Genomic DNA, 13,202 nt, shown 5'->3' on the forward strand with positions numbered 1-13,202 from the left:
CTCAAAATGACTTTACATGAAAGGAAATTTAAAGCCTTTTTTCTTGCCTTTTACATTCATGTTACTCATTTGTTTAAACATTTTTTTCATATCTTCAAATTGCTTTAACAAACGGTTTACTTCCTGCACAGTTCTACCGGAGCCTTTCGCAATCCTCTTTTTGCGGCTGCCGTTAATTATTTCAGGGTTCGTTTTTTCTTTCTTGGTCATCGACTGGATAATTGCTTCCACATGTTTAATTTGCTTTTCATCAACCTTAAGGTCCTTTAAGCCTTTAATTTTATTGGCACCAGGCAGCATGCCAATTAAATCATCGAGCGGGCCCATTTTACGAACTTGAGCTAATTGATCTAAGAAATCATCAAATGTGAAGCTCATTGTTCTCATTTTTTCTTCAAGCTCTTTGGCTTTTTCCTGATCAACATTTGCTTGTGCTTTTTCAATTAAAGTAAGCACATCACCCATACCGAGTATTCTAGAGGCCATGCGTTCAGGATGAAAATCCTCCAATTGATCGAGCTTTTCACCCATACCAACAAACTTAATTGGAATATTCGTTACAGCTTTAATCGATAAAGCGGCACCACCGCGTGTATCCCCGTCAAGCTTTGTCAAGATGGTTCCCGTTACGCCCAACTGGTCATTAAAGCTTTGGGCTACATTGACGGCATCCTGACCTGTCATAGCATCAACAACTAGGAAAATTTCATCCGGCTTTGTAATTTCTTTGATGTCTTTTAGTTCATCCATCAACGCTTCATCAATATGAAGACGGCCTGCCGTATCAATTAATACATAGTCGAGATGCTCTTCCTTCGCTTTTTCAATTGCTTGTTTTGCGATCTCAACAGGACTAACTTGATCTCCTAAAGAGAATACAGGAATATTTAATTGCTTACCCAGTGTTTCCAGCTGATTAATCGCTGCAGGTCGATAAATATCGGCTGCCACGAGTAAAGGTTTTCGATTGTACTTTTTTCTAAGAAGATTTGAAAGTTTTCCAGTCGTTGTTGTTTTACCGGCGCCCTGCAAACCAACCATCATCACAACAGTTGGTGGGCGGTTGCTGACAGCAATTTTGCTTTGCGAACCACCCATTAACTCGGTAAGCTCTTCTTGAACAACTTTGATGACTTGTTGACCAGGTGTTAAACTTTTCATCACTTCCTGGCCTACTGCCCGTTCTTTCACTCGTTTGACAAAATCTTTGACTACTTTGAAGTTAACGTCAGCTTCCAAAAGTGCAAGGCGCACTTCACGCATCATCTCGTTTACATCATCTTCCGTCACTTTTCCTTTGCCACGAATTCGCTGTATTGTATTTTGCAGTCGGTCGGCTAATCCTTCAAACGCCATAGCGGCCGCCTCCTAATCTAATTTCTCAAGGGCGTCCATCAATTCATGAATGGCATCCCCATTTACCTCTTCGTCATTAGTCATAAGCTTTAGCTTTTGAATAATTTCCTGCCTCTCTTGAAACTTTTCAAAAAGATGCAGCTTGCTTTCATAATCTTCTAGCATGGTCTCTGTACGCTTTATATTGTCATAGACTGCTTGTCTTGAGACTTCATATTCCTCGGCAATTTCACCAAGTGAATAATCATCAAGATAATACAATGACATATAATTCCGTTGCTTTTTCGTTAACAACGATTGATAAAAATCAAAAAGATAATTCACCCTCGTTGTTTTTTCGAGCATACAAAGGCCTCCTTGTTAAGTGAATTCCCTTTACAGGTTAAAATATACACTTCGAGATCGAGAATGTCAAGTAAAATAACTGGACAGTACATGACTATAACAGTTTACTCCTCTGAGCTTTCAATCATCTCAGCAAATAAACCATATACAAATTGCTCAGGATCAAACTCTTGTAAATCTTCCATCTTTTCGCCAAGGCCAACTAATTTAACCGGCGTTTTTAACTCATGGCGGATGGCAAGCACAATTCCACCCTTTGCTGTACCATCAAGCTTCGTTAATACAATCCCGGTTACATCCGTTGTCTCGCTAAACTGTTTTGCTTGGCTCATCGCGTTTTGGCCGGTTGTTGCGTCTAAAACCAGTAATACCTCATGCGGGGCTCCAGGAATTTCGCGCTCAATCACCCGCTTGACTTTCTCTAGCTCTTTCATTAAGTTTACTTTATTTTGCAGGCGCCCTGCCGTATCACAAATTAATACATCAGCTTTTCGTGATTTCGCTGCCTGAACTGCGTCATACATAACGGCAGCAGGATCAGAACCTTCAGAATGCTTCACGACATCAACACCAACGCGCTCTCCCCAAACTTCTAATTGTTCAATCGCACCGGCACGAAACGTATCCCCGGCCGCAAGTAGAACGGATTTCCCTTCACTTTTCAGCTTATAGGCAAGCTTCCCAATTGTTGTTGTTTTGCCGACGCCATTCACACCGACAAACAAAATCACTGTCAAACCATCCGGTTGAATATTTAATGATTCTTCTTTATGGTTGTCTTCTGTAAATAGCTCCACAAGTTTTTCAGAAATCACCGCTTGAACGTCTTTTGGATCTTGAATATTGCGTTTTTTTACTTCTGTTTTTAAGACATCAATAAGTTCCATTACTGTTGTAACGCCAACATCGGCACTGATTAAAATCTCTTCTAATTCTTCAAAGAACTCTTCATCTACTTTACGATAGCGCGACACAAGGTCATTAACCTTTTCAGAGAATGAATTTCTCGTCTTTGCCAAGCCATCTTTGAATTTTCCAGTTACTTCTTCTGTTTTTTGCGATATTTTTTCTTTTAATTTTTTAAAGAAACTCAAATTTATCAAACTCCTTATCCTTCAATTAACTGCTTTGAATCTTCGAGACGGACAGAAACAAGCTTCGAAATGCCCGATTCCTGCATGGTGACACCGTATAGGACATCAGCTTCCTCCATTGTCCCTTTCCGGTGGGTAATGACAATGAATTGCGTTTCTTTGCTAAATTGCTTTAAGTAAGATGCAAAGCGGGATACATTTGCATCATCCAGTGCCGCCTCCACCTCATCAAGGACACAGAACGGTACAGGTCGCACTCGTAAAATTGCAAACAATAAGGCAATCGCCGTTAACGCTCGTTCCCCACCCGATAAAAGACCTAAGTTTTGTAATTTCTTGCCTGGTGGCTGGGCCACAATATCAACACCTGTGTTTAATAAATCCTCTGGATTTGTTAGTACGAGGTCAGCACGGCCGCCGCCGAAAAGCTCTTTGAATACTTGCTCAAATTCGGCTTTAATACTGAAAAATGATAATTCAAACCGCTTTTTCATTTCTTCGTCCATTTCGCAAATCACTTGATGAAGGGTATCCTTCGCTTCATTCAAGTCATTTTTCTGGATAGATAAAAATTGATAGCGTTCTGAAATGCGCTCGTATTCATCAATAGCCCCAAGATTAACTGTACCAAGTTCCTCAATTTCCATTTTGATGAGCTTGACCTTTCTTTTCGCTTCGTTACTATCGATTGTTAATGGATATTTTTCCTTAGCAGCTTCAAAAGAAAGGGTGTATTCTTCACTGAGTTGTGTGAGCCTATTTTCTAATTCGACATCGAGCCGGTTAATTTTAACCTCTTCATCCTTTGTAGCATCCACCATTTGTTTATGCTGACGTCTTAGCTCTTTGTTTTCTCGTGTCAAATCCTCCAGCTTCAATTGCTGCTGCAACCGTTCTTCCCGACGGCCTGTAATGAGCGACAGTGCACGTTCTTTCTCATTCGCCTTATGATTGATTAAATCTTCTAGTTTCCCTTCTCCAGAAACACTTGTATCCATTTCATCATTAAGAAACTGTAAATCTAAGGAAAGGGTTGTTAATTGCTCCTCTGTTCGCCGTTTCTCATCCTCAAGGCGATGCAACTGTTCTTGTTCATTTTTCACTAATTGTCCTTTTTCAGCTGCCAATACCTTTAGCTCTGTTACTTTATGCTGTAATGTTTCCTTTGAGGCTTGCTGATGTTTCTTTTGATTGGTTAGTTCTGCCATTTGTTGATCTAAACGAGCAATCTTTTCTTCTAAATTACGCAGATTTTCAGTTGCCTCATCGAGCTTTCTTTGAACATCTTGTTTTTCTTCCGCAAACCTTTCATTCTCGAGATCGTAAATCTTAAGGCGTTCATTTACATTTTTCTCTTCTACTTCCAATTCGCGGACATCGCCATTCATCTCTTGCTCTTCCATCCGCAGTCTTTCACCGACTTCTTTTAACGATGCTAGTTCTTGTTCGTTTTCTTGAATGCTACTCTTTAATGTTTTGACTTGTTGTTCGAGAAGTTCAGTCTTTCTCTCCATATCCGGTAATTTTGCAACGATATCTTCTAATTCCCTTTGTCGTGTAAATAAGGAGGTTGTCTTTTGTTTAATAGAGCCCCCTGTCATCGATCCTCCTGGATTGACAACGTCGCCTTCAAGAGTAACTATGCGGTAGCGGTGATTTAAAACCCGCGCCAATTCGTTTGCACCCTTTAAATCAACAGTTACAATGACATTCCCTAATAAATTGGCAATAACTTCATGATATTTTGCATCATATCTTACCAATGTTGATGCTATGCCAACAAAGGATGAATAACCTCTAAGCATCACTACTTGTGATTCCGGAAGGGTCTTCCCTTTAATGACGCTTAAAGGCAGGAAAGTAGCTCGACCATGGTGGTTTTTTTTCAGAAAGGCAATTGCTTCCCTGGCATGATTTTCATGATCGACAACGATATTCTGCATCGCACCGCCTAAAGCGATTTCAATAGCCGTTTCATTTTGTTTGTCAACATGGATAAGTTCTGCAACAGCCCCCTCTATACCCGGTAGCTTTGCTTTTAATACCTCTTTTACACCCTGAAAGAAGCCGGAATAATCTTCTTTCATTTCCTCAAGCATTTCTTTTCTTGATTTGAATTTTTGTAAATACTGATAGGCTTGGTAAAGCTGGGTTTCTTTTTTATGGTATTCATCACGCTCTTTCACCAACTTTTGTTCCAATTGCTTATATTTCGAGAGCCCGGCGTGAATTTCCTCTTGCTTTTTTTCAACTTTTGCAAGTAGCTCTGCTTTTTTTTCACCTAATTCTTTGCGGACCAACAAATACTTTTCATTATCCTGATCTAAACGTTCTTTTTTAGTCTCAAATTGCTGCAGTTGGTCATCAAGATGGCTTTTTTCATTTTTGAAGGAAGCTTGTCTATTCAAAAAATCGATATAATTGCTCTTTAAGTTCTCAAGTTCTCCTTCAATATCATGACTAACGGCAAGCAACTCTGACTCATACTTCTTTAATTCTTTTTGCAGTTCTTGCAGTTCCTCCACATGCTTTGTGAAGATTTCTGTCTGCTTTCCAATTTGTGATTCATAAAGACAGGCTTTCGCTTTCAAATCATCAATCGTTTGTGTTAATTGTGAGCGGTTTTGTGTTGCATGCTTTTTCCGTTCTTTTAATACTTCTCTTTGCCCTTCAAGCTTTTCTAATTCATTGCTAGAAAGAAGCAAAACTTCCTGAAGCTCTGCAATTGAACCATCAATGACCTCAATGGTTTCCCTGAGCGCTTCCATTTCTGCCTCTTCCATTTGTACCTTTGACAAAAGCTCAATTTCAACATCTTTATGTTGTTCAAATTGCTTTGATAATTGATCCCATTTACGATAAAGCTCCTCTATCTCATAAACAGTTAAGGCAACTTCTGTTTTTTCTAGTTCATCTTTCTTTTCAATATAATCTTTTGCAATGGAAGATTGTATCTTTAAAGGCTCAAGCTGGCCTTCAATTTCATAAATAATATCATCAACACGATTTAAATTATCCTGTGTTTCAAATAATTTGAGTTCCGCTTTTTTCTTGCGGGTCTTATATTTCAATACACCCGCAGCCTCTTCAAAGATTGTTCGGCGATCCTCTGGCTTACTGCTAAGTATTTCCTCAACTTTCCCTTGGCTAATAATTGAAAAAGCTTCACGTCCTAAACCTGAATCCATAAATAAATCAATGATATCTTTTAATCGACAGGATTGTTTATTTATATAAAACTCACTTTCACCCGAACGGTAGACCCTTCTCGTGACACTGACTTCATGATAATCAATCGGCAAAAATTGATCGTCATTTTCGAGCGTTAAGGTTACCTCGGCGACATTAAGGGGTTTTCTAGTATCACTGCCTGCAAAAATAATATCCTCCATTTTCGAACCCCGCAAGGATTTTACCGATTGTTCCCCCAAAACCCAACGAATAGCATCGGTAATATTACTTTTCCCGCTGCCATTTGGTCCCACGACCGCCGTTACACCCTGTACAAAATCAACTGAAGTTCGATCAGCAAATGCTTTGAAACCCACGATATCTAGACGCTTTAAATGCAAAAAAATTCCTCCCCATTATGTAAAGGCGCATTTAGAAAAATATAAAAGATAAAGCGAAACTCAAGCATACTGGTTCCGAGTCTTTCACCAAAAGGATGAAAAACTAAGTAACAGTACGTTTGAGTTTCTGTTAATGTTGTTCATTTTTTAATTCATCAAGTGCTTCTTTCGCAGCTTTTTGCTCTGCTTCTTTTTTCGATTTTCCAATCCCGGTGCCAAGGATTTCCCCATTTAATGTAACCCGTGATACAAACTCACGATTATGGGCAGGGCCCTTTTCTTGGACAATTAAATATTCAAGTGAACCTTGTCCATTTCTTTGAACGATTTCCTGAAGCTGGCTTTTATAGTCCATAACATGTGAAAAAGCACCTTCACTAATTTTCGGGTAAATAACCTTTTGCAGAAATTCAATCACTTTTTCCAATCCTTGGTCAAGATAAAGGGCACCGATAAATGATTCAAAAACGTCTGCAAGTAAAGCCGGTCTTGCCCTACCGCCAGTCAGCTCTTCACCTTTACCTAATAGAACATACTCTCCAAATGAAAGCTGATGGGCAAAATGAACCAACGATGGTTCACAAACGATAGCTGCTCTTAGCTTTGTTAAATCTCCTTCACTCATTGCAGGATAGTGATTAAACAAATAATGGGACACCGTTAGTTCCAATACTGCATCACCCAAAAATTCCAATCTCTCATTGTCCTCTGAAGATTTTATCCGATGTTCATTAACATATGAGGAATGGGTAAAAGCTTGAATGAGGAGATACTCATTTTCAAACTGAATGTCAAGGTTATCTTGTAATTCCTGAAACTTTAATTTTTGTTTAATCCCTATTTTTTTCTCTCTTTTTTTCATTGGCTTTGACATAGCAACCTCCACAACCAGAATGCACAACTAATGTTGCGCTATTAATGTAAGAAGATGATTAAAATTGGAGAAAGCCCCGTGTAATCACGGGACTCTTCATTATTTTGCATTAGCTTTTATGTAGTTAACAGCATCTCCAACAGTAGAAATTTTCTCTGCATCCTCATCAGAAATTTCCATATCGAATTCATCTTCTAATTCCATTACTAATTCAACTACATCAAGGGAATCTGCTCCTAGATCATCTTTAAAAGAAGCTTCTAGTTTAACATCTGCTTCTTCTACACCTAAACGATCTACGACGATTTTTGTTACACGCTCTATAACGTCTGCCATTGTTCGTTCACCTCCCCTCAAGGTATTATATTAGATTCTAGCTAAAAAAACTAGACCAAGTCACAGTATTTTATGCTTTAGGGTATATTAAAATTTTACGTTGCTCCCCAAATGGAAGTTTTCGGTCAGCTTCAGCGCCCAGCGACTAGTGGACTTCGCTAAACTAGCTTTAAGCTTTTGCACTTACATCACCATACCGCCGTCAACATGGATGGTTTGCCCCGTAATATAGCTGCTTTCATCAGAAGCTAAAAAGCGCACAACGTTGGCGATATCCGCTGGATTACCGAAACGAGCTAATGGAATTTGTTTCAACATTTCATTTTTCACGTCCTCCGGAAGCTCATCAGTCATGTCTGTTGTGATAAAGCCAGGTGCAACTGCGTTGACTGTAATATTGCGGCTTGAAAGTTCTTTTGCGGTTGTTTTCGTTAAACCAATCACACCCGCTTTAGCAGCAACATAGTTAGCTTGCCCAGGATTGCCGCACACACCAACGATGGAAGCAATATTAATAATCCGGCCTTTTCTTTGTTTCATCATTTGGCGGGTAACTGCCTTTGTACAAATAAATACACCTTTTAAATTCGTATTAATAACGGCATCCCATTCTTCTTCCTTCATTCTCATCAATAAATTATCACGAGTGATTCCGGCATTATTTACAAGAACATCCAATGCGCCGAATTGGTTAATGACTTCCTTCACCATCGCCTCAACAGATTCAGCATTAGAAACGTCCGCTTGAATCGCGAAAGCCTCTCCGCCATTTGCTTTGATTTCATCGACAACTTCTTTAGCTTTCGCTTCACTGCCAGAATAATTCACGGCAACTTTTGCCCCACTAGCAGCTAATTGCAAGGCAATTTCTCTGCCAATTCCACGTGATGCACCTGTTACGAGTACTGCCTTTCCTGATAACATTTAAGCGTCCCCCTTTAGCTTCGCCACAATCTCAAGCAATGATTCTTGATCTGATATTGCAAAAGTATTCACTTTGCGATTCACTTTTTTCACTAAACCTGACAATACTTTTCCAGGTCCAATTTCAATAAATGTATCTACACCATTTTCCAGCATTGTTTCTACTGACTTCTCCCAACGGACCGGTGAATAAAGCTGTTCGATTAGTTTTTCTTTTATTTCTGCGCTATCCGTCATCGCCTTCGCTGTTACGTTGGCAATAACCGGAATTTCTGCATTATGGATTTCAATTTGGTTTAACACGTCTGTATATTTTTCAGCAGCGGGCTTCATTAAAACGGAATGAAAAGGACCGCTGACAACTAATGGAATCACCTTTTTCGCTCCCCGTTCTTTTGCTAATAGAGAAGCGTCCTCGACCCCTTTTTTCGTGCCAGAAATCACGATTTGACCTGGGCAGTTCATATTAGCAAGCTGCACAGTATCACCATTTGCCGTTATTTCATCTGTTACGGCTTCAAGGTCAGCCTCTTCCATTCCTAAAACTGCTGCCATTGTTCCAACTCCGGCAGGAACAGCCTCTTCCATATATTCGCCGCGTTTTCGGACGGCAAAGACTGCATCCTCAAAGCTAATCGCACCGGCTGCAACTAAAGCAGTATACTCTCCAAGGCTATGCCCTGCTGTATAATCCGCTGTAATTCCATGTTCCTTTAATAATTCTAATATCGCAATACTTGTAGTAAGCAATGCAGGCTGGGCATTTTCTGTTAAGGTAAGCGTCTCCGCCGGCCCATTAAAAATAATCTCCGATAAAGAAAATCCTAATTTTTCATCTGCTTTTTTGAAAATTTGCGCCGCCGTTTCTATATTCTCGACGAGCGTCCGCCCCATGCCAACTGTTTGTGAACCTTGCCCTGGAAAAATAAAAGCAATTTTCCCCACTTTCTCTCCTCCTTTATTTTGCCTGAATTGTTGTTTCAATCGTTGTAATGACTTCTTTTTCAACCATATCCTTCGCTTGTCTGATCGCATTCAAAATAGCCGTTTGATCAGAGGACCCATGCGCTTTAATGACCGGCGCCTTTAAGCCAAAAAGTCCAGCGCCGCCGTATTCAGAGTAATCAAGCTTATTTTTCAAATTATATAATTGCGGCTTGATTACCGCCGTAGCGAGCTTTGTTTTCAAGCTGCTTGTTAACTCCCTTTTCAACATCTTCATAATGGCAAATGCTGTACCTTCGATTGCTTTTAACGCAATGTTGCCGGAAAAACCATCGGCCACAACAACATCGGCAACCCCGTCCAATAAATCCCTGGCTTCGACGTTACCGATAAAGTTTATCGGTGCCTCTTTCAGCAGAAGAAAGGCATGCTTTGTTAAATCATTCCCTTTTTTATCCTCTGTACCAACATTTAATAAGCCAATTCTTGGATTTTTTATTTTACGAACCTTTTCAGCATAAACGGAGCCCATAATCGCATATTGATATAAATGCTCCGGTTTAGCATCGGCATTGGCCCCTACATCCAAAAACACAAAGCCCTGACCATCAATCGTCGGTAATGTCGGTGCAAGTGCAGGTCGATCAATTCCTTCGATTCGACCAACAACGAATAGTCCTGCAGCCATTAAAGCACCAGTATTACCCGCAGAGATGCAAGCATCGGCTCGCCCTTCCTTGACTTCATTTGCCATTAATACCATCGAAGCTGTTTTTTTGCGGCGAACCGCCCGCACCGGTTCATCAGTCGCTTCAATGATTTCCTCTGTATGTATAATCGAAACATTTTTTGTACTAGATAAGTATTTTTTAATTTCATGTTCATTCCCTATTAAAGTAAACTCAATATCCGGAAATGCTTTTACCGCTTCGACTACACCTTTTACAATTTGCTCGGGGGCATGGTCCCCTCCCATTCCATCAATTGCTATTTTCATTCATCGGACCTCACATTTCATTTTATTCGGTCTAAACATTTCGAATTCGCCTATGAATGCCAGCTCTTGTCCGACGTAGCACTGTACAAGAACTGTAGTCCTATGCCTTTTCTCATCATTTGCAATCACTTTCGCCTTTGCAACGACACGCTCATTTTCTCTAACCTGACGCGTGAATTTAACATTTGCTTTTGCTGTAAGCGCCAATTCGTCATCAATCAGTGCAACAGCTAATGAGTTTGCCTGCGCAAATAAATGATGTCCGCGCGCAATTCGATTTCTTGTAAAAACATGTTCACTTTTTACATCGAAAATAGATATTGCACTTTCGTCCATCTCTAAATCAACAATTTCTCCAATAATTTCTTCTATTTGCAAGGACTTTACTTCTTCATCCAACTTACTTTTCGCTACATCTTTTATTCTTTCACGGAGCTCTGGAATTGATAACTCCAACCGATCTAAACGGATCGTTTGAATGCTGACATTAAATTTTTTTGAAAGCTCTTCATCAGTGATAAATGGAGTTTCGTCAATTGTCGTTTTTAATTGCTCCTGTCGCTCTTTTTTTGATAACCGCACTGACTTCACCTTCCGATATTAAGACTAGGTACTAATAGTAGTATAGGCACTTTCGAACGTGCTTGCAAGCATATTTTCTTCCGTATCCTGTTTTAATCTTCTTCTAATCTAGTTTTTCCCCATTCATAATACCAGAGTTTTCTAAGTAAAGACGCAGTTCGTGGAACTCATCATTTTTCCAAAAGGCGCTGGAGTCAATCAGTTTGGCAGCATCATTTCTAGCAACTTCTAATACTTTAAAATCATGGATCATATCAGCTATTTTAAACTCTGGCAAACCGCTTTGTTTTTTACCAAAAAAATCGCCTGGTCCTCTAAGTTCCAAATCTCTTTGTGAAAGTTGAAAACCATCATTGGTTTGGGTCATAATTTCCATCCGTTCTTTCCCAACATCTGATTTTGGGTCAGCGATTAAAATACAATAAGATTGTTCACTACCGCGGCCGACACGCCCCCTTAATTGATGCAGCTGGGAAAGGCCAAATCGTTCCGCATCATAGATTACCATAAGGGTAGCATTGGGCACATTCACACCAACCTCGACAACGGTCGTTGAAACAAGAATCTGATACTCATTTTCACTAAATTTTTGCATGACCTTATCTTTTTCACTTGAGAGTAACCTGCCATGCATTAAACCGACTTTAATAGCTGGGGGAAAATATTGAAGAAGCATGCTATGAACATCAATCGCATTTTGGACATCGAGCTTTTCCGACTCTTCGATTAGAGGGCAAATCACATAGGCCTGTCTTCCCTTAGCAATCTCTTTATATATAAATTTCAGTACCCGGTCAAGCATTTGCTCTTTTACCCAATAGGTTTCGATTTGCTTGCGTCCTGCCGGCATTTCATCGATGATTGAGACATCCATATCACCAAAGACCGTTATCGCCAGTGTTCTTGGAATGGGAGTGGCCGTCATAAATAATACATCAGGGCTTTCCCCCTTTTCCCTTAAAACACGCCTTTGTTCAACGCCAAAGCGATGCTGTTCATCGGTAATGACCAAGCCTAATTTTTTAAAATTCACCTCGTCTTGGATAAGCGCATGGGTGCCAATTAAGATGTCGATTTCACCATCCTGTAGTTGCGCCAAAATTTCCCGCCGTTTCTTACCTTTAACAGAGCTTGTTAACAGTGCTGTTTTTATATTGTGTGGCTCTAACAGAGCAGAAAGTGAACTTGCATGCTGCTCAGCTAAAATTTCAGTAGGCACCATCAGCGCTCCTTGATAGCCTGCGCGAATGGTCGCATAGGCTGCAATGGCCGCTACAACCGTTTTCCCGGATCCGACATCCCCTTGCAGCAACCGATTCATTCTATATGGGGAAGCCATATCCTTTAAGATTTCGTTTACCACCCTTTTTTGAGCATTTGTCAAAGGAAACGGTAATGAAGCAATAAACTCCTCGATTTCATCGATTGAAAATGATTGAGAGACCCCACCACTTTGCTCTCGTTCAAACTTCCGCATTGCTTGCATTTTTAATTGAAAAAGCAAAAACTCCTCATAAACAAGACGTCGCCGTGCTTGTTTTAAGTCTTCAGGGCTCCGAGGTTGATGGATATGATAAATGGCTTCTTGTTTGGAAACCAATTTATATCTTTTTACAATTGCTAAAGGAAATGTTTCTTCAATATGCTGGCCATATTGATGTAAGGCAAGCGCTATTATACGCTGCATCCCTTTAATCGTCATTTTCCCTTTTACAGAGTAAACTGCTTCAAACTGCAGTTTGCGAGTAATGGCACCTTTTTTCAGGATATTTCCTGTGATTGTTTGCCGATGTTGATCCCATTTTCCGGTAATGGTCACAGTATCCCCAATGGCAAACTGTTTCTTTAAATAAGGTTGATTAAAAAAAACTACGGAAATCAAGATTTGATTAACAAAGACCCGGAACATTAATCTTGACTTTTTACGCCCATAAAATGTCAAGGAAGGTTCACTATGAACCTTCCCTTCTACCGTAATTCGCTCATCATGCAAAACGTCCCTCATATCGCGAATTTGGTAATCCTCGTAGCGATAAGGAAAATATTCCAGAAGCTCTTGAATCGTATAGATGCCCATTTCATGCAAAGATTGGGCTGTTTCCTCTCCAATTCCCTTTATTTCGATAATTCCTTCGCTTAACGTGTTCACGTGACAACAGCTGCCCATGGAACTTTAT

The 13,202-nt window shown here is 40.0% G+C and carries 11 protein-coding genes; all 11 read right to left on the reverse strand.

What is annotated here, in order from left to right; genetic code table 11:
* Positions 1 to 12: 12 nt before the first annotated feature.
* Complete coding sequence (gene ffh, locus ACNQFZ_RS03260; RefSeq protein ID WP_458413926.1) at positions 13 to 1,356, reverse strand: signal recognition particle protein; 1,344 nt, start codon at positions 1,354 to 1,356, stop codon at positions 13 to 15.
* Positions 1,357 to 1,368: 12 nt separating this feature from the next.
* Entirely contained in the window at positions 1,369 to 1,701 is a 333-nt protein-coding gene (locus ACNQFZ_RS03265; RefSeq protein WP_458413927.1) for a putative DNA-binding protein, read from the reverse strand.
* Positions 1,702 to 1,805: 104 nt separating this feature from the next.
* The gene (ftsY, locus tag ACNQFZ_RS03270; RefSeq protein ID WP_458413928.1) at positions 1,806 to 2,795 is read right to left on the reverse strand and encodes a signal recognition particle-docking protein FtsY; all 990 of its coding nucleotides are present in this window, start codon (positions 2,793 to 2,795) and stop codon (positions 1,806 to 1,808) included.
* 14 nt (positions 2,796 to 2,809) lie between these two features.
* Positions 2,810 to 6,367, reverse strand: coding sequence for a chromosome segregation protein SMC (gene smc, locus ACNQFZ_RS03275; protein ID WP_458413929.1), 3,558 nt, complete (start codon positions 6,365 to 6,367; stop codon positions 2,810 to 2,812).
* Between the two features lie 130 nt (positions 6,368 to 6,497).
* Positions 6,498 to 7,241 (reverse strand): ribonuclease III, encoded by a 744-nt coding sequence (rnc, locus tag ACNQFZ_RS03280; RefSeq protein ID WP_458413930.1) that lies wholly within the window; start codon positions 7,239 to 7,241, stop codon positions 6,498 to 6,500.
* Between the two features lie 99 nt (positions 7,242 to 7,340).
* On the reverse strand, positions 7,341 to 7,577 hold the full coding sequence (gene acpP / locus ACNQFZ_RS03285; protein WP_458413931.1) for an acyl carrier protein: 237 nt from the start codon (positions 7,575 to 7,577) through the stop codon (positions 7,341 to 7,343).
* A gap of 183 nt (positions 7,578 to 7,760) precedes the next feature.
* Positions 7,761 to 8,501, reverse strand: coding sequence for a 3-oxoacyl-[acyl-carrier-protein] reductase (gene fabG, locus ACNQFZ_RS03290; protein ID WP_458413932.1), 741 nt, complete (start codon positions 8,499 to 8,501; stop codon positions 7,761 to 7,763).
* Positions 8,502 to 9,446, reverse strand: a complete 945-nt coding sequence (gene fabD / locus ACNQFZ_RS03295; RefSeq protein ID WP_458413933.1) for an ACP S-malonyltransferase — start codon at positions 9,444 to 9,446, stop codon at positions 8,502 to 8,504. It abuts the gene before it with no gap.
* Positions 9,447 to 9,459: 13 nt separating this feature from the next.
* Positions 9,460 to 10,443: a phosphate acyltransferase PlsX gene (gene plsX / locus ACNQFZ_RS03300; protein WP_458413934.1), complete on the reverse strand. Its 984-nt coding sequence runs from the start codon at positions 10,441 to 10,443 to the stop codon at positions 9,460 to 9,462.
* A complete protein-coding gene (fapR, locus tag ACNQFZ_RS03305) occupies positions 10,444 to 11,025 on the reverse strand; it encodes a transcription factor FapR (protein ID WP_458413935.1) in 582 nt (193 codons plus the stop codon).
* 103 nt (positions 11,026 to 11,128) lie between these two features.
* Complete coding sequence (recG, locus tag ACNQFZ_RS03310) at positions 11,129 to 13,174, reverse strand: ATP-dependent DNA helicase RecG (protein WP_458413936.1); 2,046 nt, start codon at positions 13,172 to 13,174, stop codon at positions 11,129 to 11,131.
* Between the last annotated feature and the right edge of the window lie 28 nt (positions 13,175 to 13,202).

Source organism: Schinkia acidoalkalinis (assembly GCF_054301215.1).

What these genes read in the sequence shown, in the direction of transcription:
- fabG (WP_458413932.1), bottom strand. Translation starts at nt 8,501, where the DNA reads ATGTTATCAGGAAAGGCAGTACTCGTAACAGGTGCATCACGTGGAATT.
- plsX (WP_458413934.1), bottom strand. Translation starts at nt 10,443, where the DNA reads ATGAAAATAGCAATTGATGGAATGGGAGGGGACCATGCCCCCGAGCAA.
- ACNQFZ_RS03265 (WP_458413927.1), bottom strand. Translation starts at nt 1,701, where the DNA reads ATGCTCGAAAAAACAACGAGGGTGAATTATCTTTTTGATTTTTATCAA.
- acpP (WP_458413931.1), bottom strand. Translation starts at nt 7,577, where the DNA reads ATGGCAGACGTTATAGAGCGTGTAACAAAAATCGTCGTAGATCGTTTA.
- rnc (WP_458413930.1), bottom strand. Translation starts at nt 7,241, where the DNA reads ATGTCAAAGCCAATGAAAAAAAGAGAGAAAAAAATAGGGATTAAACAA.
- ffh (WP_458413926.1), bottom strand. Translation starts at nt 1,356, where the DNA reads ATGGCGTTTGAAGGATTAGCCGACCGACTGCAAAATACAATACAGCGA.